At 62.3% G+C, this 22,567-nt stretch carries 20 protein-coding genes and 3 pseudogenes; 14 read left to right on the forward strand and 9 right to left on the reverse strand.

Annotated elements, in window-relative coordinates; all coding sequences use genetic code 11:
- Nucleotides 1-320 (reverse strand): transposase (locus tag BMY19_RS30485; protein WP_139215643.1); only part of this gene is annotated, 320 nt, incomplete at its 3' end.
- Between the two features lie 9 nt (nt 321-329).
- On the opposite strand from BMY19_RS30485, the pseudogene BMY19_RS15880 reads away from it, so the two are divergent.
- Nucleotides 330-518 (forward strand): annotated as a pseudogene (locus tag BMY19_RS15880) (transposase domain-containing protein); the annotation flags it as partial.
- Nucleotides 479-1,175 (forward strand): IS5 family transposase gene (locus tag BMY19_RS15885; RefSeq protein ID WP_100252363.1). Its coding sequence is split into 2 segments (ribosomal slippage): nt 479-768 and nt 767-1,175, totalling 699 coding nucleotides; the frame shifts between segments, so codons are not numbered across the junction. The pseudogene BMY19_RS15880 and the gene BMY19_RS15885, both read left to right, overlap by 40 nt.
- 91 nt (nt 1,176-1,266) lie before the next feature.
- On the opposite strand, the gene BMY19_RS15890 is transcribed toward BMY19_RS15885, so the two are convergent.
- Nucleotides 1,267-2,037 (reverse strand): Flp family type IVb pilin, encoded by a 771-nt coding sequence (locus BMY19_RS15890; protein ID WP_210186922.1) that lies wholly within the window; start codon nt 2,035-2,037, stop codon nt 1,267-1,269.
- A gap of 123 nt (nt 2,038-2,160) precedes the next feature.
- On the opposite strand from BMY19_RS15890, the gene BMY19_RS30490 reads away from it, so the two are divergent.
- Nucleotides 2,161-2,586: a hypothetical protein gene (locus BMY19_RS30490; RefSeq protein ID WP_139215644.1), complete on the forward strand. Its 426-nt coding sequence runs from the start codon at nt 2,161-2,163 to the stop codon at nt 2,584-2,586.
- On the opposite strand, the gene BMY19_RS15900 is transcribed toward BMY19_RS30490, so the two are convergent.
- From BMY19_RS15900 to BMY19_RS15910, 3 genes are read right to left on the reverse strand one after another with little or no spacing between them, the layout of a single operon-like run.
- The gene (locus BMY19_RS15900; protein ID WP_100252252.1) at nt 2,570-4,168 is read right to left on the reverse strand and encodes a flagellin; all 1,599 of its coding nucleotides are present in this window, start codon (nt 4,166-4,168) and stop codon (nt 2,570-2,572) included. The genes BMY19_RS30490 and BMY19_RS15900 overlap by 17 nt on opposite strands.
- Nucleotides 4,169-4,170: 2 nt before the next feature.
- Complete coding sequence (gene flgK, locus BMY19_RS15905) at nt 4,171-6,114, reverse strand: flagellar hook-associated protein FlgK (RefSeq protein WP_100252253.1); 1,944 nt, start codon at nt 6,112-6,114, stop codon at nt 4,171-4,173.
- A 34-nt stretch (nt 6,115-6,148) separates the two neighbouring features.
- Nucleotides 6,149-7,522, reverse strand: coding sequence for a flagellar hook protein FlgE (locus tag BMY19_RS15910; RefSeq protein WP_100252254.1), 1,374 nt, complete (start codon nt 7,520-7,522; stop codon nt 6,149-6,151).
- A gap of 350 nt (nt 7,523-7,872) precedes the next feature.
- On the opposite strand from BMY19_RS15910, the gene BMY19_RS15915 reads away from it, so the two are divergent.
- The gene (locus BMY19_RS15915) at nt 7,873-8,286 is read left to right on the forward strand and encodes a flagellar biosynthesis repressor FlbT (RefSeq protein ID WP_100252255.1); all 414 of its coding nucleotides are present in this window, start codon (nt 7,873-7,875) and stop codon (nt 8,284-8,286) included.
- A 214-nt stretch (nt 8,287-8,500) separates the two neighbouring features.
- On the opposite strand, the gene BMY19_RS15920 is transcribed toward BMY19_RS15915, so the two are convergent.
- Nucleotides 8,501-8,962: a PilZ domain-containing protein gene (locus BMY19_RS15920; protein WP_170862977.1), complete on the reverse strand. Its 462-nt coding sequence runs from the start codon at nt 8,960-8,962 to the stop codon at nt 8,501-8,503.
- 249 nt (nt 8,963-9,211) lie between these two features.
- Here BMY19_RS15920 and BMY19_RS15925 point away from each other — a divergent pair.
- Nucleotides 9,212-9,610 (forward strand): annotated as a pseudogene (locus BMY19_RS15925) (helix-turn-helix domain-containing protein); the annotation flags it as partial.
- On the opposite strand, the pseudogene BMY19_RS15930 reads toward BMY19_RS15925, so the two are convergent.
- Nucleotides 9,604-10,147, reverse strand: a pseudogene (locus BMY19_RS15930) (IS630 family transposase); the annotation flags it as partial. The pseudogenes BMY19_RS15925 and BMY19_RS15930 overlap by 7 nt on opposite strands.
- Nucleotides 10,148-10,379: 232 nt before the next feature.
- Entirely contained in the window at nt 10,380-10,652 is a 273-nt protein-coding gene (locus BMY19_RS15935) for a helix-turn-helix domain-containing protein (protein ID WP_100252257.1), read from the reverse strand.
- 116 nt (nt 10,653-10,768) lie between these two features.
- On the opposite strand from BMY19_RS15935, the gene BMY19_RS30495 reads away from it, so the two are divergent.
- From BMY19_RS30495 to BMY19_RS15975, 8 genes are all read left to right on the forward strand, one after another.
- Nucleotides 10,769-11,632, forward strand: a complete 864-nt coding sequence (locus BMY19_RS30495; protein ID WP_139215645.1) for a hypothetical protein — start codon at nt 10,769-10,771, stop codon at nt 11,630-11,632.
- 116 nt (nt 11,633-11,748) lie between these two features.
- Nucleotides 11,749-12,648, forward strand: coding sequence for a 3'-5' exonuclease (locus BMY19_RS15945; protein WP_100252259.1), 900 nt, complete (start codon nt 11,749-11,751; stop codon nt 12,646-12,648).
- A gap of 5 nt (nt 12,649-12,653) precedes the next feature.
- Nucleotides 12,654-12,977, forward strand: a complete 324-nt coding sequence (locus BMY19_RS15950) for a hypothetical protein (RefSeq protein WP_139215646.1) — start codon at nt 12,654-12,656, stop codon at nt 12,975-12,977.
- Between the two features lie 661 nt (nt 12,978-13,638).
- On the forward strand, nt 13,639-14,499 hold the full coding sequence (locus BMY19_RS15955) for a TnsA endonuclease N-terminal domain-containing protein (RefSeq protein WP_100252261.1): 861 nt from the start codon (nt 13,639-13,641) through the stop codon (nt 14,497-14,499).
- Complete coding sequence (locus BMY19_RS15960; RefSeq protein WP_170862978.1) at nt 14,496-16,757, forward strand: Mu transposase C-terminal domain-containing protein; 2,262 nt, start codon at nt 14,496-14,498, stop codon at nt 16,755-16,757. The genes BMY19_RS15955 and BMY19_RS15960 overlap by 4 nt, the downstream gene beginning before the upstream one ends.
- 2 nt (nt 16,758-16,759) lie before the next feature.
- On the forward strand, nt 16,760-17,839 hold the full coding sequence (locus BMY19_RS15965) for an ATP-binding protein (protein WP_100252263.1): 1,080 nt from the start codon (nt 16,760-16,762) through the stop codon (nt 17,837-17,839).
- On the forward strand, nt 17,836-19,692 hold the full coding sequence (locus BMY19_RS15970) for a TniQ family protein (protein WP_170862979.1): 1,857 nt from the start codon (nt 17,836-17,838) through the stop codon (nt 19,690-19,692). Before BMY19_RS15965 ends, BMY19_RS15970 begins: the two co-directional genes overlap by 4 nt.
- 255 nt (nt 19,693-19,947) lie before the next feature.
- Entirely contained in the window at nt 19,948-21,123 is a 1,176-nt protein-coding gene (locus tag BMY19_RS15975; RefSeq protein ID WP_100252264.1) for a methyl-accepting chemotaxis protein, read from the forward strand.
- A 68-nt stretch (nt 21,124-21,191) separates the two neighbouring features.
- On the opposite strand, the gene BMY19_RS15980 is transcribed toward BMY19_RS15975, so the two are convergent.
- Nucleotides 21,192-22,067, reverse strand: a complete 876-nt coding sequence (locus tag BMY19_RS15980) for an SDR family oxidoreductase (RefSeq protein ID WP_091680254.1) — start codon at nt 22,065-22,067, stop codon at nt 21,192-21,194.
- A gap of 321 nt (nt 22,068-22,388) precedes the next feature.
- On the opposite strand from BMY19_RS15980, the gene BMY19_RS30915 reads away from it, so the two are divergent.
- Entirely contained in the window at nt 22,389-22,559 is a 171-nt protein-coding gene (locus BMY19_RS30915; RefSeq protein WP_157862090.1) for a hypothetical protein, read from the forward strand.
- Nucleotides 22,560-22,567 lie beyond the last annotated feature (8 nt).

The raw sequence follows: 22,567 nt of genomic DNA on the forward strand, positions 1-22,567 counted from the left end.
ACCGCCGGCACGAAAGCCGGCAGCGCGGCGGCGGCCTGGCGCGCCTCGCGTCGCCACGTGAACAGCTGCTGCGGCGTCAACCCGTGCCGGCGGGCCACCACCGACACCACCGCGCCCGGAACGAACGTCTCCTCCAGGATCCGCGCCCGGTCGTCCGCGCTCCAGCGCCTGCGGCCGACCGCGCCGTCGATCACCTCAAAACGCCGGACCGTCCCCTCCGGCTCAAGTCTACGGTCAAGTCGAGACACAAAACGATCCTCTCGTGGCGGATCGTCAAACTGCCCGGTCAGGTCGCCCCACAGAAGATGGGGCCGGAACATCGCTTACGCTCGGACGGTGGGGCCGGGCATTGGGCTGTCGTCGCCTCGCTGGTCGAGACCTGCAAGCTGAACGGGGTCGAGCCGCAGGCCTACCTGACCGACGTCATCACCCGCATCGTCGCCGGACATCCGCAGAGCAATATCGACGACCTGCTGCCCTGGGCCTACGCCCCGCAGACCCTCAGGGCCGTGGCCTGAGAACGACGCTTACCGTGATCAGCGGCCTCGTCCACGTGCTCAAATCTGGAAGGCACTCGACGGACGCGCGGCGCGAGATCTACGGGTCGAAGAAGACCCTCTACAATCGCTTCGTGCGCTGGGCGGCCAAGGGGATCTGGGCCGAGCTGTTCAAGACGCTGGCCCAAGCTGGCGGGCCACCCTCTCAGGTGCTGATCGACTCCACCGCAGTGAAGGCTCACTGCTGTGTCGCGGGGGCAAAGGGGGGAGCAGAACCAGGTCGTCGGCCGCTCGCGGGGCGTGCGCACGACCAAGATCCACGCCCTCACCGACCGCTTCTGCCGCCCGCTCGCCTTCCTGCTGACCGGCGGACAGGCCGCCGACTGCAAGGCGGGCACCCTGCTGCTTGAACGCCTGCCGACCTGCCGCATCGTGCTGGCGGATATGGACTACGACAGCGACGTCATTCGGCGGCAGATCGAGGCGAACGGAGCTGCGCCCGATATTCCGCCCAAGATCAACCGCCGCTGGAAACCGTGCTTCTCACCCGTGCTCTATCGCGGGCGCAACGCTATCGAGCGCATGTTCGGCCGTTTCAAGGACTTTCGCCGCCTCGCCACCCGCTACGACCGTCTGGCGACCAACTATCTCGCCGCCGCCACCAGCTACTGGTTATGAGTCCGGACGGTAGTTCGTGCCGATTCGGGTTAGCCGCAGGAGCGTGCTTCCGTCAGGTACGTCTGCACCCACCAAGAGGGGCGACTGGTCGCTAGAGGGACCGAGCGTAGGCCGCAGCACGGTACAAAGCCTCGAGTTCTGAATGTTGCATGGTCGGCCTTGATAAGCTCACCGCTGCTCCTCCACTGCTGCTATACGTACGTGTTCCGGAAATAGATCCGTCCGATTCGAAGGTAAGATTATCTCCAAAATTGAATCCTGACACCGTTCCATAAACTGTGAGCTTGTCACCGGCCGATCCATCGCCGGTCGGGCTTGTAAAATAGTAGCTTGTCGTAGTTGTCCCAGTGGTATCGGTGATAGAATAATTGGCGGCATTGGCACTACTGGCGGGCTGGTAATCGATCGAGGAACCGTCGGCATAGCGGTAGGATGTGGTATTGGCCATTCCACAACGGCCCAGATTGCACCCGGTATAGACGACTTTTTTGACGTAAGGGCCTTTCGCGGCGAAATCGAGCTTGGCGACTCCTGGCTGCCCATCAGCGATCGACATGTTCGCGATGTTTGGTGTTGAGCTGGCTATTCCTGAACCAGTCGCGCCCGCGATGGCAGCGCTGTTCCGATTCAAGGCACCCGACAACGACGATTTCGTCGCGACGAGAGATCCAACGAGACCCATAGCGATCAAGCCAACGATGAACCCATACTCGATCGCTGAAGCACCCTGATCGTCCGCCCCAAGCGTTCCAGGCTTCGTCACCGTACTCTCCTCATCAGCTGTCTGCTCAGGGAAGCCGCGATCCGACATCCCGATCAATCTTCGATCAATCCCTGCCTCTGCGAAGACGAATCGCAGCATCGTGCAAGTCGATTCACCAATGAGCATGTAAGGCGAATTTGAATGGCTCTGAGCGACGCTGTCAAGCTGCTGTTGGAAGATGTGCGGTGACCAGACCTCTGGACAAAGTAAGATCATAGGATCTTGCTGGCTGCCGCTGACGTGTTGGTATCGGAGTTTGGCTCCAAGGCATTGTCGATTCGCAGTGGCACAGTCTCGGTGGCCATCGCATTAAGGGACGAACTGCTCGATCAGGAGAGGAAATTTATCCGCTGCGCCTTCATCGGAGAGGCCCCAAAACAGCATTCTCTTTACGGCGACATCTACGAGGGAGACACGGTCAAACGCAGGGTCAAGGCGATTTACACTGAGCATGCGCGTCATCAAGGCGCGCGAAGTCTCCGGCGTTTGCACGATGATCAAGGAGCCATTGAGGCTTATCTGCTCGGGTCTACGCCCCTTCCGTGCCTCCTTGACGAATTCGGAATAGATGGAACGGACGGGCCGATGATCACCCGGACCAAGATCGACGTTAAGGATGTAAATTCCCATGCTAAGACAGATAGTTGACCAAAGATAACTTCGAAAGCGATGCAGTGATTTGGTAGCTGGCCTGAAGGCGGCTCTGCAGATCGAGCAACTTTGTCGCGACCACCTCGGTTGGCGCTTGTTCGATGCCGTCGAGAGTGTTTTGAATCGTATTCTGCGTCGCAGTATTGGTCGTGGCCGCGTTCGTCAGCCCAGCGGAAGCGAGGCTGAGATTCGTCACGATGTCTTGGACGCTGGGGGAGGTATCCGCGGAAGCCAGGAGGCTGTTAGCCTTGCTCGCGATGGCCTGATACGTGGCTCCCACGTTGACGTTCGACGTCGCTGGCATGCCAAACGCGACTGTGGCGAGGCCGGCGAGCACGTTCTGAATCGGGGTTTCATTCGCTCGGCTGCCGACGGCGATAGAGCTGGTGGCGCTGACCTGAACCGTTTGAGTCGCTCGCGCGTCACTGTCACCTGCCCCGCTCTCACCTTGATACCAAACGACGGTTTTACTGGCAGCACCCGTGACGTAGCCGGTGGGACGACCAGAGGTGGTATCTGTTACGATACGGTTCGGCGTCGTTCCGGCCGAGGCTGAGGCCGCGAAGAAGTTTTGGGCGGCCCGGCCTGCCGCGTTCGCCATCAGCGTGCTCCCGGCGGAGCTGCCGAGGGCACGGGTCAGAGCTTGAGACAGGTTTGTTGTCGTTGTCGGGATGTCGGATCCGACTGCGAAACTCGTTGTCGAAGTGCTGTCTGCGGTGGTCGCAGCCGTCAGCGTGACGCTCGCCATCGTGCCATCCGGCAGCTTGAGAGAGAGAGTCACGCTGTCGCCCACCTTTGGCTGAGCGGTCAACGACAGCTTCGTAGAGGACGGCGTGCTCGCCGTCGGTGGTGTGTAGCCTGACATCAGGAACGAGCCGGTCGCGGTGGCGGCTCCGGTCAAGGCATAGCCGAATTGCGTCGTCGCGCCAGCATAGGTGTCGTCTGCGAGCGCGATCTGGTTGAGACCTAGGGTCTCATTGTTCGGTGTCGTCCCACCTGGGGCGGTCTGCGTAAGACGCCCAAGCCCTTTTGTGCCGAGGTCCGCCTGAATCTGTTCGGTAATCAACGTCTTCAAGCCAGCGATAGGCTGGCCCGTACTGTCAGTTGTACCCGACAAGATCATATCCGCGCCTGCGACCGGCTGCGTTGAAACGTTCTTGCCACCGAACATGTAGCTGCCGGCCGCCGACTGGTTCAGGGAATCGAGTGCGGAGGAGAGATTGGCCATCGCCGCGTTGGTGCTCGCGATCGTGTTGATCGGCGTACTCTGCAGGCCATTGTTCAAAACCGTCTTGGCGTTCGTCCCCATTGCGGCCACTTGCGTAAGGCTAGCCACCGCCAGGTCGGTTCGGGTTTTTGCTGCCGAGATGCCAGCGGCGTAGCCGGTCAGCGCACTTATCGTCGCCTGTGCGCCGAGCGCCGTCGATCGACCAGTGCCCAGCTTGCCGTAGGTCTGCGCAGTCTGACCGGTCGCGAGCTGCGTAGAGAGATCGTTGAGCTCACCCTTCAAGGAGAGCAGTTGCGTTGCATTTCGATTCGCAATGTACGAACCGGCCGCGAAGGGGGTGATGGTGGTCATGATCAGACCTGGAGCAGTTGGTTGAGCATGTCACGGGCGGCAGTCAGGATCCTGGCATTAGCGCCATAGGCGGTCTGCAGGGTGATCAGGTTCGACATCTCTTGATCGATGTTGACCGCCGCCCCCGAGGAAAATCGGCTCTGGGCGGTCGACAAAGCCGTTTGCTGCGTCGCGTCAAGCGCTGCGGCGTTGGCCGCGGCCGCACCTTGCGATGCGATGATATCCTGCGCGAAACCGACGACGCTAGCCTTGTAGGGGGCGGAGACACCACCGATGCCGCTCGACGACGAGAAAGTCTGCTGTGTCGATGTCAGTGCCTTGTAGATCGTCTGCGCGCGCGCACCGGAGGCGCTCGAGTCGGTCGCACTCGACGCTGTTAGAGCAGCAGTACTGCTGGCGATCGCAGGGTTGATCCTGATACGCTGCGCCAAACCGGTGAGCTGTGAGCCGCTATCGAACGAACCGGTGTAGAGCGCATTGCTGGAGCTGTCCGTGAACATCGCGATCTGCGGATAGCCGGTCGTTAAGTCGGTCGATTTAAGGGGGAGCGTGACGTTGGCCGTTGCAGCCAGGACTGGCGCTTTAGCGTTCTTGCTCGCGATCGCCAGAACTGCCCCGCTGGTGTTGGCTGCCGCGCTTGAGTTTGGGCTCGTGCTCGTGTTGACCGTCAACGCCGGCAGTTTCGGGTCACTCGCCGTCAGGCCATCGAGCGCTTTTTGGATGGTGTCGGCGTAGGTGGCAGGTCCGTCCTTGATGCTGAATGCCACCGTGACGGCACTGGCATCATTAGTTTGGCTGGCCGTCACCGTCGGCAGTGGGTCAGCGTTCGATGCGACGAGGATGATGTTCCTCGGCACGTTGTCAACACCGGTGACCGTGATCGTCAGGGCATTGCCAGCTTGTAAGCCGGCTCCGGCAGTCGCACTGCGTGCCGGTATCGCACCGCTCAGATCTATGGTTGCGGTGCCGCTGACCATGGCTGCGGTTCGCTGCGAGTCCGTCAAGGAACTCGCAAGACCAGCGGCCAAGTCGTCGAGCTGGCGCTGAGCCTGCGGCAGCGTCTGGTCGCGCAGCTCAATTTGCGCGGCAAGGGTGCCGGAGCGCAGCGCCCCGGACGCACCGAGATCGATCGTACCGCCACCCGGCAGCGTCGCCGTGATCGTGCCAACAGCGCGCTTGTCTGGATCAGTTGAGTAGATCGAATTGGCGCTGAGGCCTCCACGTCCATCAAAGCTCAGCGATGCGGCATATCCGCGATCCACCAGAGTGACGCCCGATTGGGTTAAGACCGATACCGTCCCATTGGTGTGGGTCGCAGTCTGTACGTCCATATAACTAGACAGATTGTTGATCGCTTGATCGCGCTGATCCTGTAGGTCCGCAATCGACCCGCTATCCGTAGTGTTCTGAATTTTATTGTTTAAGTTTGCGATGTTGGAGAGGAGTGCGCTGGCTGCCTTCGTATCGGTGCCGAGCTGAGCCTCGATTCCAGTTCTCATGCTCTGCACTGTACTCGCAGCGCTGTTGATTTGACTAGCAAGTGCCGATGCGTTGCTGATTACCGTCGTGCGAGCGGCCGCCGAGGTCGGGTTGGCAGCGAGCTCTTGAAGCGATTCTGTAAAAGTGTTCAGCGTCCCGTCGAAGGCTGTGGTGCTGCCGGGTGTTCCATATAGCTGATCGAGCTGCGAGAGCGTGCTCGATCTCGTACTGGTGTAGGATGCCCCGGAAGTTTCGAGCCTCAGCTGCTTCAGCGCCGCGGCATCGAAGCTGCGCGTGATCGTGCCAGAGGCGACACCTAAATTGTTTGTGCCGGTAGCGACTGGTGCGATCGTCCGCTTGACGTAGCCCGCCGTACCGGCGTTTGCCACGTTTTGCGAAACGATGCCGATGGCCGCCTGCGTGGCGGCGAGGCCGGCCGTCGCGTTCGAGAGTGCGTTGAGCGACATACGTTAAGGCCCCGCTAGCCAGCCTGCGACCCGTCTACCGGATGACGTTGAGAAGATCAGACATCATCGTCTGAGCTGTCGACATCACCCGCGTATTTGCAGAGTAGGCCTGTTGCGTGACGATCATTTTCGAAAATTCGGAAGCAATATCCGTATTCGACTGCTCAATGCTGGAACCTGTAATGGTGCTGCCATTCAATCCCGCATCTGGCTTGCCGGATTCGGCGGTCTGCACGTAATTACCATCTGAGTTGGCCTTGAGACCGTCCGGATTTTTGAATTGGGCAATGCCTACTGTGGCTATCGGAACAATAGACCCATTCGAGAAAGCGCCGTTGATCTTGCCGTCAACACCCATGGAAACGCTTGTGAGCGTGCCTGCCGCGCTACCATTTTGGTTTAGGTTGCTCGTTGTCGCAGCACCCGTGGCATCGGCATACTGAGTAAGACCGCTTTTTCCAAGATTGACGTTCACCGATCCGAAACTTGTTCCGTTGACGGTCAGTGGTGCAATCGGTATCACGCCCGTCGCAGGTTGTTTCATCTGCCCGCTACTATCGAAAGTGACTCCCATCCCGACGTTGGTCCAAACGGGCGGTGTTGAGATCGTGTCGGACTGATAGAAAAGATTCCACACGGCATCTTTTTTGTTCGCTGGATCCGCATCTTGGACTTTTGCCCATCGAGTTGACAGGGTGACCGGCGAGCCAGTCTCAGTATACATTGTGAGCTGTGGGCCGAGGATGCTGTTGTTTGTCAAATCCGACACGTCTGTCGCTGAGGCGGTCGCGAGATCTGGCGTTACAGATCCGTCCGTGGTTGTCACCTTCAAGGATGCCGTGCTGGGGTTATATAGGTGAGAATCTTTAGCTGTGACAGTTGGTGTCGCCGGAAGATTGCCCCCATAGTCGATCGTAGTCGTCGCTTGCGCCTTGAGTGCATAGTTCCCGATTTTAATCGGTCCGGTGGTCGTTTCGCCGGTCGTCGGATTGGTGGTGGTGCCGCTTAGGTACGCGCCCGAGCCGTTGACGAGATACCCATCTTTATCTTGGGCGAAATCGCCGCGACGTGTGTATAATGGCGTTTTGTCAAATGTGGGCTGGTTGTTAGCGTCGCCTGTCTTTTGCATCACGGTAAAGAAGCCGGTGCCATTGATGGCCATGTTAGTAGGTATGGTCGTCGAAATGATGTTTCCGGCGATCGAATTGGTTAGCTGCGATTGAGCAAGAACCGACCCTGCCACTTCTCGCTTCGGCGCAGATTCTGTGACCATGTCGACGAAGCTGGTGTCGACTCGCTTGTATCCGGTAGTCTGAGAATTTGCGATGTTCCCAGAAATGTTGCTGATGGCGTAGGATTGCGCCTGTAAGCCAGAAACTGAAGTCTGAAGAGCGCGAAAAAGGTCCATCGTGAAACTCGTGCGAACGACGAGAGGCCTCTCGCAAAAGATGGTCCAAAAATTATTGATTGTGTACCAATGGCTTAGAGATTTAAACCTCACCTTTCGAGGCATTGGGCGGCAAGTTCTTCCTGATTTCTGGGCAAAATGTGCCGATCCATCGGCAAGCAGTGGCAGGACATCGCTGCGCCCGATCTTGCAAACTATCTGTGGGGCGTCCGCGCCATGATGGAAGCGGCCGGATCGCGCGTTCGCCCCACGGTCGCGAGACTCTCAAACCGTTTGTCGGCCGACTCCGGGACTTAAACAAGTCTTAACGAGCCAAGTGGATTTTGCGAGGCGAATCGGGGGGGCACGTGATGCCGTTGCATCTCAATATCAGACCTGGCGAGCGGCTGTTCATCAACGGTGCGATCATCCAAAACGTCAAATCCCGCACCGCCGACTTCACGATTGAGAATGCCGCGCGTGTCTTGCGTGAGTCCGAGTGTATCGCGGCCGATGATGCCAACACACTCGCCGGCAGGGTCACTCTGGCGCTACAGAATTTACACCTCAGCGCGGATCGCCAAGCGCAACTCACTGAACTGACATCGCTCTTCCACGTTATGGGAGAGCAGATGCCAGAGGGCTTGCCGGTTATGAGGCGGATCAGGGCGGCACTCGCAAGTGGTAATACCTACGGCGCGCTAAAGATGGGTCGCGATCTATTCGAGATCGAAAATCGGACTGTACAGCGCTCGACTCGGAGTGACTCTCATCGGGATGCGTGATCGGAAGCCGTGGCGGTGAGACAGGGGCCCGCGCCGATCCGAGCCCGCTCACGCTCGCGTAAACAGCGACATGCGATGAGTCTCGGTGTAGATCTTCTCTCTGCGTACTGCGCCGCTGCTACCCTGGCCAGGACAGCGTAGCTCTCGTCGGCCATTGCATTCGTTAGGACTCCTTCTCCGCTCAATCGCATCACTGTTGCGCGGAGCAGTTCCTTCAAAGAATGACGCGCTCGTTGAAAGTCAACGGGCCGAACGGAAGTCGGAACGCCACGCCGACCCCGTCAGGGGTGTGGCGGACCACGCGTGCGAAGCGCTTGCCGACGGTCACGGTCGTGCCGACCTGGGGCCGCTCATCGAGCATCAGGGCCGCCCCCGTTCTTGAAAGGTCGGCGATTAACGCTTTCGCTACGTGATCGCCCGCGATTTCGACCCGCACATCGCGATAGATCGGGATGATGCGGGTCGCCTTGCGCTGATCCTCCCGGTCGCCGATGTCTCGCAGCCATGCCAGCTGCGCTTCAATTCTGCAGCGTCTCTCCGGATTCGCCACAACCTGAAAGACGAAGCCGCCCGGTCTTCTATGCAGCACGATGCCGTCGATCAGGCCGAGATGTTCCAGGATGCAGGTGACGCGGACACCGGCGTTGGGCAAGGGCTCTGATGTGAGTTGCTGCAACGCGATCGAGTCAACGCTCGAGACGTCGGCGAGACATGGAACGTCCTCCCTGCCGACCAAACAGTACCGACCCTTGGTTGAGATAACAGCGGGCTCTAACACGCAAAAGGCCTCTGTTGCTGCGTCGCGGAAAATCTATAGGTGTATACTCTTGACGTTCTGTTTCTTGGGGGCCTGCATATAGATGCATCTAGTGCGGTGACGCGGACGGAGGATTCACGCAGGCGGTGAAGCGTGCGATTCTGGGCCATGGCTCAGACGGTATGCGTTCTTCTCGATGCGAGCGATGCGGCACGGCTCGCTGCAATCGCCAGCGACCGCTGTCGCCCGCTCAAACATATCCAGCGCGCCCGCATCGTCTTGCTCTCGGCCGAGCGCCTGAGTGTCCAGAATTTCGCCCGGCGGGTCGGCTTCAGCCGCACGGCCGTGTGGCGCTGGCAGCGGCGCGAAGCCGATGCGGGTGTCGAAGGTTTGCTGCGCGACAAGACGCGTCCGCCTGGCACGCCGACCCACTCGACCGAGACGGTGGCCAGGGTGCTGGCCCTGACCTGCTCGGAGTCGCCAGGCGAGGTCACACACTGGACCGGCCGGGCCGTGGCCAGCGCGGTCGGGATCTCGTTGCGTGCCGTGCAGCGGATCTGGACGGCCGAGTCGTTCTCATCGCCGGCTGCGGCGAGGTAGTCGCGGCACTCCTGCGGAGTGAAGCGCGTGAAGGCCTGACAGATCGCTGCCCAGACATCCGGGATCGTGCGTGCGGCCGCACTCCGCAGCAGCGCCTTCAGCTTCGCGAAGACCTGCTCAATCGGGCTGAAATCAGGGCTGTAGGACGGGAGGTAGAGCAGCCGCGCTCCTGCAGCTTCGATCGCGTCCTGCGCGCTCGCGACCTTGTGGGCGGCTGTCCATGATGACGATGTCGCCCGGGTGCAGCACCGGTACCAAGGTCTCGGTGACATAGTTGCGGAAGCGCCTGCCGTTCGTGGGACCGTCCAGCAGCGCGGTCGCGCACCGCCCGCCCGTTCATAGGGCGGCCGTGATGGTCGTGCTTTTGTAGTGAACAAACGGGGCTGCAAGCCGGCAGCGCTCGCCGCGTGGGGCCCAGCCGTAGCGGCGCGCCATGTTGGTGGCCGCCGCCGTCTCGTCCAGGAACACCAGCCGGTCTGGATCGAGTTCGGGCTGCGCCTTGAACTGATCCGCCCCCAGTGAAGTGGTCCGCCCTGAGGTATGGCTTTCGGGCCAGTGTGTCCGGCGGGGACGGACCAGCAACCGATAGGAATTCTATCAGGTCACGCCATCGCGGCCGAATTCGACAACCTAAAATGGCAACGACCTCACGCGCTTCTTGATAAGATTGTGTCAGGCGGGCCAGATTTCTTGTTAAAGCACACGAGGTGTGGATAAGTGGAGACAGCATTCGCCTCTATCTCGGTCGTCGGTCTGCTTCGGACGCAATCGAAAATGGTTTATGGCGCTGATCAATTTTAACGCCAGACCATCGCGAGTCCGCGATGATCACGATTCCCCGATCCTGCAAGAGTCGTTCGATTGCCGATATCGCCAAGCTCTGCAAAGGACGTTCGCCAGCCTCGAATCCTTGCACTGCGCGTAAGCTGACACCCGAGTCTTCAGCGAGTTGCTTTTGTGAAATTTCGAGGAGTGCCCGAGCGGCACGGCACTGTGCCGGCGTAATCATATGGTCCTCGGATATGACTCTAGACCTATTTGCGTAAAATGCGCATATTGGCGCATTTTACGCACGTAACGAAGCGGGTCCGCTCCTTGGACGCCCGTAGGTTTTGGAGTGATCGGATGCTGTCTCATCCGTCCGAACATCTTGTCCCTGACACGCTCCTGAAAGCCGCAAGCGATGCTGTTGCCGCCGCGGTGAGTACGAAATTCCCGCTCGATGAGCTCCTCGGCGTTGAGCTCAGTCGCCTCATCAGCGTCTCGTCCTCCGTGGTCAAGCGCCACGGCATCCTCTTGGAAAAGGCGTGTGTCGAGGCTCTGGGGGCGAGCGGTCGTTTCGAAGTCCTGCACAACCCCTGCATCCCGATCACGGCCGCCGCCGATGGTCTCATCGCGTCGAACTCCCCCGAGAGCCTAGCACGGATCCACCTGCGGTATGATCAGCCCGCGGTGCGTTCCGTCAATCAGGATCTGGTCGTCATCGACCCCGTGATGGGGTGGGCCGGCGCGTACAGCATCAAGCGCGGCGGTGGCTCTATGGGCGCGGGGCTGCGCAAGCCGCTCGAACGCGACGTCGCCTGCGTGCGCCTCCTGCTGCGGAGCTACCTGCGCGACCAGGGCTATTCGACGGTCGACGTGACGACATCGGCCTGCATCGACTGGTGCGGTGCCGCCGGCCTGCCGCCGCATCTCACCGTCCAGGGACCGGACGTCGATGACCACTTCGGCGTTCCGGTGATCGCGACGGTCGAGCGGATGACCAATCATCTCCGCGACGAACTGCATCGTGCAATCCCCGACCTGCTCCGCCCGATGATCCAGCGGTTCGAGAGCCTCCCGCCCGTTCAGCCACGGCCAGTCCCCGACGTCGCCCATGCGGCTTCCGAGCCCCAGGACGACGCCACCGTCAAGCGGTTGGTCGAGGCGATCTTCCCGGTCGGGCCCGACGCGATCCGCCTGCCGATTCGCACGCGCAACCCGCGCTGATCGCCGAACTACCCCCCTCCCCGTCACAGGCATCGCTCCCCCGAGTGCAACGCGGGATCGATCTCGCATGTCCCTGCCGTTTGCAGAACGGCACAAACCCCATTCGGAGCTTGAACATGGACCTCTTCGAGGCTGAACTTCACGCCATCGCTCTGCGATGCTCGACCGAGTTTCGCGTGCTGCGCAAGCTCGCCCGTCGTGAGTACTGCGAGAAGCCGCTCGGACCGCGCACCAAGATCGGCGTGATCGTCGATGTCGAGACCACGGGTCTCGATACCGGGCCCAACGGCGACGAGATCATCGAGGTCGGCTTGCTGCGTTTCGCTTATACGACGGGCGGTGTCGTGCTCGGTGCCCTCAGTCAGCACACGGGCTTCCAGCAGCCGAGAAATCCGATCCCAGCCCTTGTCACGCGCTTGACCGGGATTACCGACGACGCAGTCCGCGGCAAGCGCTTGGACGTCGCGGCGATCGAGGCGTTCGTCGCCGACGCCGACATCGTCATCGCGCACAATGCCGGCTTCGATCGCCGCTTCCTGGAGCGGGTGTGCCCGATCTTCGAGACGTTGCCTTGGGCATGCTCGCAAACCCAAGTGAAGTGGTTCGAGGAGGGAATCGAGGGGACCAAGCTCGTCTACCTAGCCTACCACAACCGGTTCTACTACGAGGCTCATCGCGCCATCGACGATTGCTTCGCGCTCTTGGAAATCCTGGAGCACCCGTTGCCGGAGTCCGGCCAGACGCCGCTCGCCCAGATGCTGGATGCGGTCCGTCGGCCGAACCTGCGAGTCTACGCCCTCGGCCTTCCTTATGAGCTGAAGGATCGGGTTCGCGCCCGCGGCTACCGGTGGTCGAACGGCACGGACGGGCGGCCGCGAGCGTGGCATCGCGATGTCACCGGTGAGGAGGTCGAGGCCGAGCTCCGGTTCCTCGATGGCCTTGATCGCGCGGACGTGCTCGAGCCCTTGGTGATCGAGATCGATGCCTACGTCCGATTTTCCGATCGTCAGGCGTGACGCCGATGAAGACCGAACCTGCACCAGCTGCGATGCCGCGCATCACGTCCGTCGCACGGCTCACCAGTTCGGGTTTCACGGAGGTGCAAGCGCGGACGCTCGCTGAGATCGTGCACACAGCGGCCGAAGAGACGGTCGAAGGCCTGAAGCACGAAGTGGCGCGCTGGCACGGATACCTCGCTTTGTACGTGATGATGCAGATCGCGGTCGTCCTCCTCGCGATCCTCTTGCTTCAGGCCTTGTCCGAGCCCGTGCGCGGGTCACGCGCGGTCCTCGGTGGGTCCGCGAACACGTCGAGCCAACGATCGGGCGCGGCGATTCATAGTTAAAAAATTCTCAACGTGTCTCGATTCGGGGTGACCCAAGACGGGAAAACGAAGCCGCTCGGCAAAAAGATCGAGTCCGATCAAGGGGTTGAATCCGAGGGGGCGGGAACGCTAAACCGTTGATCCATCAGCGATTCGCGAGACCATCGAGCACGCGCAATCGGCCAGGTGCAGCCCCACGACGGCAGGGACCCTCTGGTGTCAGACCTTGCAGTGCGCTTAAGCTTTGCCTGTGAGCGGCGGTGACGAGCTGGCTGCAACTACGGAGACGCGAACCACGACCCGAACTGCGATGCCCAACCAAAGATCCAAGCCTCACCCAGGAGACGTCCGTGTTCGAGGCGGACGTCCCCCAGCGGTGATGACCCGATTTGCCGACGGCAAAGCCCTGAGAAGCTTGTCGGCAATCCCCACGACGAGGATGCTGTGTCGACCGGCGCGAGGAATCGCGCCGGGCTGGCACGGGCTGGAAGGTCGCATGTCGATGACGGCGACGCAATAGCCCGCACCGGGGACCCAGCATCCTCATCATCCCTGATCCTGAAGCGACCCCCAGCGTCGACCTGCGCGCCAGCGCAGATCGCTGACGGCTGTCCGCTTCATCCCGCGCGCTGCCGCAGGCGGCGTGCTCCACATCGGATGATGACCCGAGGACTGCGAACCCATGCAACCCATGTTTCTGGGCACGGCGGAGCCATGCCTGCGCTACGAGCCGCTGCCGAGCCGTGCCTCCCGTTCCAGTATTCGTCCCTCACGCGGCGGTTCGCGTGTGACGGTCCTTGTGGGCAAACCGCCCCGTGAGATCCGGTGCGAGAGCAACCTCGAGGCCGACGCCACATACGTCTTCGATGCCGATCCGGATATCGTCGATATTCTGGAACAGCCGCCTGCGGTGGCATTCTTCGATGAGCTTGGCCAACAGCGACATCACACCTTCGACTTCCGGCTGATTCATCGCTCCGGACAGTCGACGTTCATCGCGGTCAAGCCGCATGCGCGGGTCGAGGCGAAGAATTTTCTTGAGCACTTGAAGCGGATCGCCGCGTACGTGCCGCGCTCCCTCGCACAGCGCGTGGTGTTGGTCACTGAACGCTCGCTCGGCCACATGCGCGTGCGTGACGCCAAATTGATCTGGTCGGTTCGTCGCCACGATGATCCGGAAGCCGACGCTGCGGTGGCAAACGTCGTCGCCGATCTGAACGGGGCGATGACGATCGCCGATCTCGTCGCCAAGACAGGGCTCCAGGCCCGTGCCTTCAGCGCCGTCGTCCGCGCGATCGCGGACGAACAGCTGAGCCGGAGCGGCTGGGGGATCGGCTATCGCACCCGAGTTTGGCGCAGTCAGGACAGCGTGTCTAACCTGCAGTCGCCCGCAGTTCGATGGAGTGCCGGCGTCTCCTACGGCGCGCCGTTAGGGAGCGTCACGGGCTCCAAATCGGAGGTCTCGTCCCGCTGCTTCCATCCCGGCTCCGTGGCTGTCGTACCCAGCCTGCAGGCCGCGGCGCTGTTGGAGGGGCTCTCGTGAGTGCCTTCCCTGGACCCCATGCGCCGATACCACTGCGCCTGTACCCCGACGACATGCATGAGATCGGCGGCCACGAATACCGGTGGGAAGATACCACCGTTGACGGCTACATCTTTTCCCGGGTCGACGATCCAAGCCTGCGAGAAGCATTCTCTTTCGCGGCTTTCGACCAAGTACGTCGGGAACGGGACTATCGCTTTCATCGCGGTTGGTTCAACCCCGGCCGCGTGAAGGCGCGGCTCCACGCAGGGGTCGCCTACATCGCCGATTGCAGCGACTTCCTCCAAAAAGTCATTCTATATCGGATGACGGTGTGCAGCATTCTCATCCGTCGCATCGACGATGGCGAAGCCTCACTGTCCGACCCGTCACTCAAGCGTGTCCTCCCCGAAATCGAGGGGGAGATCAAACTCATTGAAAACCCGCTGCGACGGACCAAGGACGGGAAGCCGCGCAAGCGGCGCGGTGGGCCTATCAAGAACTCAACCGTGGAAGGACAGGATCGGGCCGACATTGTCGGTCCAAAGGCCGTTCGCGACTGGTACAAGCGCCTGCGCGAAAGCGGCTTCGATCCGCGAGCCTTGATACCGCGCTACAGCCGCTGCGGTCCGCGAGCGCCGGTCATCGCCAATGAAATCCGGACACTCGCGACCAAGCGCGCGGCTGAGTTCGCGACGCGCGCCCGACCGTCGAAGAAAGATAAGCACGAAGATCTATCTCGTGACATCGACGATCTCAACGTGGAGCGCGAAAAATCTGGTTTGCCACCACTCCCGGTCCCGTCCGAGAAGTGGTTCTTCAAACAGATCCGCCAACTCGATGCTTTCCACGTCTGGTCCGGACGTTATGACCCTCAGACGGCCGCGGCCAAGTTCCGAATTTCGGCCAAGGGGCTCGACGTCCATCGCCCCCTCGAGCGTGTCGAAATGGATGAGTGGGAGGTCTCACTCATGGTCATCGCCGTCGAGGCGGGCCTTTGGTACAGCCTCACCCCCGAGCAACGGGAACGCATCGCGCGACGGCGATGCCACATTGCAGTGGCGATCTGCTGCGCGACACGCTGCATCTGCGGCCTCAGTTTTGCCTGGACGCCGTCGACCGACAACGTGCTCGCGGCCTTGCGGATGGTCGTCGTCGACAAGGGTGTCTACGCCGATGCTGTCGGCGCTCTCACCCCGTGGGACATGCACGGAACGATCGAGGAACTCGTCACCGACGGAGGGCCTTCCTTCTCGAACGCGCGGTTTCGGCTCGCCTGCCTGATCCTCGGCCTGAACCCGGTTCTCGCAGTGAGCGGCATTCCCTGGTTGCGCGGACGGATCGAGCGCGTGTTCCGGACCGTGCACGCGACACTGATCGCGCGCTTCACTGGTCGCACGTTCGAGAACATTGTCCGGAAAGGCGACTACAAACCCGAACGCGACGCCAGTCTGACGGACGAGGATTTCTGCTGGATCCTCGTACGATATGTGGTCGACATCTACCACAATCGACCACACGAAGGCCTGCAGGGCCGTACGCCGCGTGAGGTCTGGGACGAGCGTGCCCGTATGTTCCATGTCGTGCCGCCGCCGGACCGCGACACGCAGCGCGCCGCCTTCGGCCTCGCCCGCAACGCCGTCCTCGACCATGAGGGCGTCCGTTTCCTGGGGCTGCACTACCAGTCCCAACACCTGCAGCGCCATCGTCGCAAGCACGGGCACGATACTGCGACCGTCGACGTCGAGATGCGCATCGATCCGCATGACCTCGGGACCGTATCGGTCAAGCTCGGGGAGAACGGCGCATACCTGAGCGTGCCGTGCACGACCCCCGGCTTCGACGACATTCCCATTCAGACCTGGATGATGGCACTCGCCGACATCCGCGCCCGCTTCAGCCCCGATCGAGTGACCTCGACGGTCATTCAGCAGGCGAACCGCGAGATCGAGGCTCGTCGCAAGACGGCCCAGGGGCTCGCCGGGGTCGATCCCATCGCGCCGACCCAGGAGCAGATCGATCACGCCGAGGCCACGCTCGTCATCGGGTTCCGTATTCTCAGGAGCGACGCCGACGCTGTCGTTGGACCCCAGGGCGTAGGTGGTCTGTACGACGACGCCGTGGAGACCGGTGCCGCTCTCGGTGACGACATGCCGACATCCACTCAGGCTGGGACCGTTCCGTCGACCGAGACACCGACGCCGGCTGCCGACCCCCGCCCGTCACCCCGGGCCGATGACGGGCCCGCGTCCACACCGAAGACCTGGAGCCTGGACTGACCATGTCGCTTCACGGTCTTGATGCCCTCGCCACGCTCAAAGCGTCCTACGCCGAACGCGAACTGGTCCGGATGGACGTCATGGAACGGATCCGGGCCCGCTTTCTCACCACGGATCGTTATGCGACGCTCGTCAAAACGTTCGGGGCGGCGCTCAAGCCCCTCGTCATGCGGAAAAGTCTCGACAGGCCGTTCGGTCCTGGCAACAGGCAAGAGGGCCTAATCGTCCTCGTCGTCGGCGAGACCGGTGCGGGTAAGTCCAATGCCATCCACCGGATGCTCGACACCCATCCGGCCTATACCGGCTACGCCAACCCGGCAAACCCAAACCCAGCCGCGATCAGCATCAAGATCCGTGCGCCGAGCACTTTTTTGGCGGTGGGACAGCAGGTGCTAGCCGCCACGGGCTACCCGCTCGCCGGGCGGCTTCCGATGCACGAGATCTGGCAACGCGTGTCACAGCGCCTGCCGCTGTCCGGCACCACGGTCCTTCACCTCGACGAGATGCACAATCTCACCGACCTCGCGAAGATCACCGATACGAAGCATCTGCAGCAGACGCTGAAAAGCCTCGTCGTCGATCCCGAATGGCCGATATCCGTCATCGTCTCTGGCCTGCCGAAGCTGGTGACCTTCATCGAAGGGTCGAGCGAACTGAAGCGGCGAACACGCCCGGTCGAATTCCTGCCTCTATCCCTAGAAGATGACGAGGGCATGCTCGCTGCCGTCACCGGCGAATTGGCCGGCATGGCGGACCTGATCGTGTCCGAGGCCTTGCAGACCGCCGTGATGCCGAGGCTGTTCCACGCGGCCTCCGGTCAACTCGGAACCACCATCAACCTGATTCAGGAAGCCATCGACAAAGCGTTGGAGGTGGACGCAGGCCGGCTCCAGATTGAACACTTCGCACTCGGGTACGCGTACCTGTCTGGATGCAGTCCCGACGCGAACCCGTTCCGGGTCGCCGACTGGCGCGCGGTCAAACCAGCAAGTCTCCTGCGACGGGACACCAAGCCCAGTGCCTACGACGCACCCGCGGTGACGCCGCCTGTGAAGAAGAAGCGGACGCGCGTCAAACCATGACCCGCCTGCGCCCCCTCCTCCCACTCCATCCGGACGAGGCGCTGACGAGCTATGTCTCACGGCTCGCCGCCTTGCATCGGATCAAGACCGCTAACGACTTCGGCCGTGAACTCCGTTTCTCATTCAGACGGCTCTGCTACGGCGACGCCGATGCACTCGCGCGCCTTTCCGACCTGACGAACTTGCCCATTGATACGCTCGAGCAGGCCGCTCCAGCTTCGACTGAGGACGGCTGGTTCATCCGAGGCGAAGGATTCAAGCGAACGTCGCTGCGGCGCTCCGCAATCGGCTATTGTCCAGCCTGCCTTCGTCGGGACATCGGCAGCGATCCGGATCCCAAGGTAAAAGCCTACGATCGGCTGGTTTGGGAACTGGCCGCGTTCCGAACTTGCCCGGAGCACGCCATCGCACTCACGATTGTCCCCGCGCCCACCGACTTCTACCTCCTGCGGGACTTCATCCGGCGGATCGATTGCTCGATCCCGGCCCTCGACCGCGCTCTCGCAAATGCGGTTCCTCGGCAAGCGACCGTCCTCGAACGATACATTCACGAGCGCATGGAGTTCGGGCGGGGACGCCATCCCGTGTTCGGTGAGATGCCCCTGGAAGCGGTAATCCGTGCCTGTGAGGTGTTCGGATCCGCGGACGTGTTCGGGCCCGCGCGGAAGTTCAACACGCTGAGCCCGGAAGAGGCCACGATCGCCGGCGGTGTCGGCTTCGAGGCCCTCGATCGGGGGCAGACCGGCATCACTGACTTGTTGGATCGCGTCCGCACAACGTGCCTTGGCAATAGCCAGGCCATCGGAAAGCCCGCGGTCGTCTACAGCCAACTCTACAAATGGTTGTATAGAGCCTCTCAGCCCGAATTCGCCCGGATCAAAAATCATGTCGTCGATCACATCGTTCGACATCCGACAAGCGACCTTGCTAGCACAGTGTTCGGAAAGCCCATTGAGGGCCGACCCTGGCACTCGTTGCGAACCGCCCATCTTGCCCTCGGCATCGGAGCCAAGCGGCTGCGCAGCGCCCTCGTCGCATCAGGTCGGATCTCCAAGGACACTCTCACGCTCGCCGATCATCAGGTCATCGTTCCCGTAGATGATATTATAAACGTCGTTGAAGAATTTAGAGAATGTATTAATTATACGGATCTGGGGCCATATCTCGGTCTAAACCGCGAAACGATCGAAAATTTTATTGGACCAGGACTTATCGAGCCGATTGTTCCTTTAGTGGAGCATCTGAAATATAATGTCTTGTTCCGACGTGAGGACGTTAAGCGTTTTCTTGATCGGCTGTTTCAGGATGCGCGGCCTGTCGATGCTCGGACGCCCGCGATGTGCACGATCCTCCAAGCATCACGACGGGCTCGATGCCGGGTGCGCATGATCATCGATCTCATTCTCGAACGTCGTCTTAAATGGACTGGCCGTTTGAAAGGCGTCGAAGGCATTGCAGCTTTGTTGGTCGACGTACAAGATGTTCGTGCTGCTATTCATCCAGAATTAATCAATGGTTTGACATTCCATAAAACCGTAGGGCGAATGCGCATCAAGCCAAAATTATTGAATGCTTTGATTGCCTCTGGCTACATCGATGCAAAAATCTTTGGCAATGAATCGCGGCGTGAGCCGCATCGCGTCATTTCAATCGCTTCGGTCGAACGTTTCGAGCAGACATATATGACGCGCCATCGATTGACGCGAACGTTGAAGATGAAATACGATGCCGTAGATCGGCTATGCCTTGAGTTCGGTCTCAGTCATATTTTTGTCGATGCCGAGCAAAATATTAAAATCTATCGGTTGGATGAAGCGCTCGCTTTCATCGAAAGTGTCAAACGCGATCGATAGGAAGGTTTAATTTGGGATAATAATTTATCTCTGAATCAGATATTTCAGAATCATTCGCTGTTAAAGCGTTGTTATTTCCAGCGGTTGTAGTTCCTCTGCGAACACGCTGCACCTGCCAAATATCAGCACCTCATAATCCGGAAGGGCTACTGGCAGCGCCCCGGTGGTCCGAGCCTCCGTGTCCTACGGTTTCCACGTCGAGAAGCCACCGCCAAGTCGTCGGACGGATCTCAAATCGCGGGCAAACTATGGGTCATGGCGCGGGCCAACTCGCGGCTCGAAGGCCGGTTTAAGCGCGATTTTGCGGACAAACTCGAGGTCGCGGTACAGCTGATCCCCCTCGCGATCGGGATCGGGCTGGTCGGGTTCCTGCTGGCGCGCAGCATCACCCGCCCCCTGAGCGCCTTCACGGCCGCCCTGCGCCGCCTCGCCGGCGGCGCGACGGACGTCGCCATCCCGGGTCTCGGCCGGCGCGACGAGATCGGCCAGATGGCCGAGGCCGCCGGCGTGTTCCGGGACAGCATGATCGAGGCGCGGACCCTGTCGACCGAGCAGCGCGCCGAGCAGGAGCGTCGGCAGGAGCGGGCCCAGTGGATGGAGGCGGTGACCCGCAGCTTCGACACCGAGGCGAGCCAGCTCCTGGCACGGGTCGACACCGCCGCGGCCGGCATGCGGGAGGCCTGTCGGGCGATGGCCGACACCGCCGCGCAGGCGTCGCGGCAGGCCGGCTCGGCCGCCGGGGCGGCGCAGCAGGCCGCCGCCAACGTGCAGACGGTGGCGGCGGCGACCGAGGAGCTGTCCGCCTCGATCGGCGAGATCGGCGGGCAGGTCACCAAGTCGGCCGCGATCGCCGGTCAGGCGGTGAGCGAGGCGGAGCGGACCGACCGGCAGATCCGCGGCCTCGCCGGGGCGGCGGAGCGGATCGGGGAAGTCGTGCGGATCATCTCGGCGATCGCCGAGCAGACCAACCTGCTGGCGCTGAACGCCACGATCGAGGCGGCGCGGGCGGGCGAGTCGGGGCGCGGCTTCGCGGTGGTCGCCGCCGAGGTGAAGGGCTTGGCCGGGCAGACCGCGAAGGCCACGGAGGAGATCACCGCGCAGATCGCGGCGATCCAGGGCGAGACGACGGAGGCGGTCGGCGCGGTCCACTCGATCGGGAGGACCGTCGACACGATGAACGCGATCGCCAGCGCGATCGCGGCGGCGGTCGAGCAGCAGCGGTTCGCCACCGGGCACATCTCGCAGAACATCGACGAGGCCGCCCGGGGGACCGACGCGGTGAGCGCGAACGTGGTCTCGGCCTCGTCGGCGGCGGAGGCGACGCACCGCGTGGCCGGGGAGGTCGGTGCCGCGGCCGGCGACGTCTGCCGCAGCGCCGAGGCCCTGCGCGCCGAGGTGATGCGCTTCCTCGTCGAGATGCGCGCCGCCTGAGCGCGCCGTCGCCCCGGACGGGCGCCGCTGCCGCGGGGCCTGTCCGGGAAACGCGCGGGAGAGGCGCGTCAGAACACCGGCATGGCCCCGGCCACCGTGACGAGCGCGCCCGACGTGTAGCTGCTCTCCTCGGAGGCCAGCATCACGTAGGCCGAGGCGAGTTCGGCCGGTTGTCCGGGCCGGCCGAACGGCACCTGACTGCCGAAGGATTTCACCGAATCCTGGCTCATCCCGGAGGGGATGAACGGGGTCCAGATCGGCCCGGGCAGCACGCCGTTCACGCGCACGCCCTTCTCGGCGAGGAGCTGGGCCAAGCTGAGCACCATGTTGCTCAGGGCGCCCTTGGTGGCGCTGTAGGCCATGAGCGACGGCATCGGGTGCTTGGAATTCACCGAGGAGGTGAAGATCACCGAGGCGCCGGGCTTCAGATGGGCGAGCGCCGCCTTGGTCACGTAGAACGCGCCGAACACGTTGGTGCGGAAATGGTCCTCGAACACGGCGTCGTCGATCGCGGCGAGATCCTCGTTCGGCTGCTGGAACGCGCCGTTGTTGACCAGCACGTCGAGGCGCCCGAACGTCTCGACGGTGCGGGCGACGATCTGGCGCCCGTAGGCGGCGTCCTTGAGGTCACCCGGCAGGAGCAGCGCCCGCCGACCGGCCTTCTCGACCCACTGGGCGACTGCCTCCGCGTCGGCCTGCTCGTCCGGCAGGTAGGAGATGGCGATGTCGGCCCCCTCCCGGGCGAAGGCGATGGCGACCGCGCGGCCGATACCGGAATCGCCGCCGGTGATCAGCGCGGCCTGGCCGGTCAGCTTGCCCGAGCCCTTGTAGCTCGCCTCGCCGTGGTCGGGTTCGGGCTCCATGCGGCCGGTCTTGCCGGGGAAGCTCTGGGGCTGCGCCGCGAAGGGCGGGCGGGGATACTTGTGCAGCGGATCCGTGGTCACGCGTCGTCTCCGATGGGGATGCCGGTCCAACCGCACGGCATCCCGGGTGTTCCGGTGCCCTGGCGCCGCGCCCCGCCGGCACAGCCCTGTTCGAGGCCGCCCGCCGCCCTCCCCCCTCGCGGACAACACGAACCCGTGTGTCGGCGAGCGGCCGACACAGGTCAGCAACAGCCGCTCCGCATCCTGGCCGCGAGGAGGTCCCGCCATGATCGACGTTCAGCCGGAGGATCGGGCCGCCCGCGTGATCGACCGGGTCCTGCTCTGCGCAGCGATGCTCTCGCTCACCTTCGGACTGGCGACGGGCCTGTGGGGCCTGCTGCAGTGAGCCAGCCCGGGGATCCGGGTCCCGCGCAGGGATCCGGGGCGCGGATCACGATCCGGCCCGGTCGCGCGCCCGCGCGGCGGTCCGGACGCGACTACACCGCCGTGACGCTGATCGGAGCGGGACTCACGGTGCTCGCGCTCGCGCTGCTGCTGGTCGGGATCCCGTGAGCGGTCGC

Origin of the sequence: Methylobacterium sp. UNC300MFChir4.1 (assembly GCF_900110155.1) — a bacterium.
Classification (GTDB): Bacteria; Pseudomonadota; Alphaproteobacteria; order Rhizobiales; family Beijerinckiaceae; genus Methylobacterium.

Bases quoted from the DNA above. Each gene is read 5' to 3' on its own strand.
- BMY19_RS15890 (WP_210186922.1), bottom strand. From the start codon at position 2,037: ATGCTGCGATTCGTCTTCGCAGAGGCAGGGATTGATCGAAGATTGATC.
- BMY19_RS15975 (WP_100252264.1), top strand. From the start codon at position 19,948: ATGGCGCGGGCCAACTCGCGGCTCGAAGGCCGGTTTAAGCGCGATTTT.
- BMY19_RS15900 (WP_100252252.1), bottom strand. From the start codon at position 4,168: ATGACCACCATCACCCCCTTCGCGGCCGGTTCGTACATTGCGAATCGA.
- BMY19_RS15955 (WP_100252261.1), top strand. From the start codon at position 13,639: ATGCAACCCATGTTTCTGGGCACGGCGGAGCCATGCCTGCGCTACGAG.
- flgK (WP_100252253.1), bottom strand. From the start codon at position 6,114: ATGTCGCTCAACGCACTCTCGAACGCGACGGCCGGCCTCGCCGCCACG.
- BMY19_RS15915 (WP_100252255.1), top strand. From the start codon at position 7,873: ATGCCGTTGCATCTCAATATCAGACCTGGCGAGCGGCTGTTCATCAAC.
- BMY19_RS15970 (WP_170862979.1), top strand. From the start codon at position 17,836: ATGACCCGCCTGCGCCCCCTCCTCCCACTCCATCCGGACGAGGCGCTG.
- BMY19_RS15965 (WP_100252263.1), top strand. From the start codon at position 16,760: ATGTCGCTTCACGGTCTTGATGCCCTCGCCACGCTCAAAGCGTCCTAC.
- BMY19_RS15945 (WP_100252259.1), top strand. From the start codon at position 11,749: ATGGACCTCTTCGAGGCTGAACTTCACGCCATCGCTCTGCGATGCTCG.
- BMY19_RS15935 (WP_100252257.1), bottom strand. From the start codon at position 10,652: ATGATTACGCCGGCACAGTGCCGTGCCGCTCGGGCACTCCTCGAAATT.
- BMY19_RS15910 (WP_100252254.1), bottom strand. From the start codon at position 7,522: ATGGACCTTTTTCGCGCTCTTCAGACTTCAGTTTCTGGCTTACAGGCG.
- BMY19_RS30495 (WP_139215645.1), top strand. From the start codon at position 10,769: ATGCTGTCTCATCCGTCCGAACATCTTGTCCCTGACACGCTCCTGAAA.
- BMY19_RS15950 (WP_139215646.1), top strand. From the start codon at position 12,654: ATGAAGACCGAACCTGCACCAGCTGCGATGCCGCGCATCACGTCCGTC.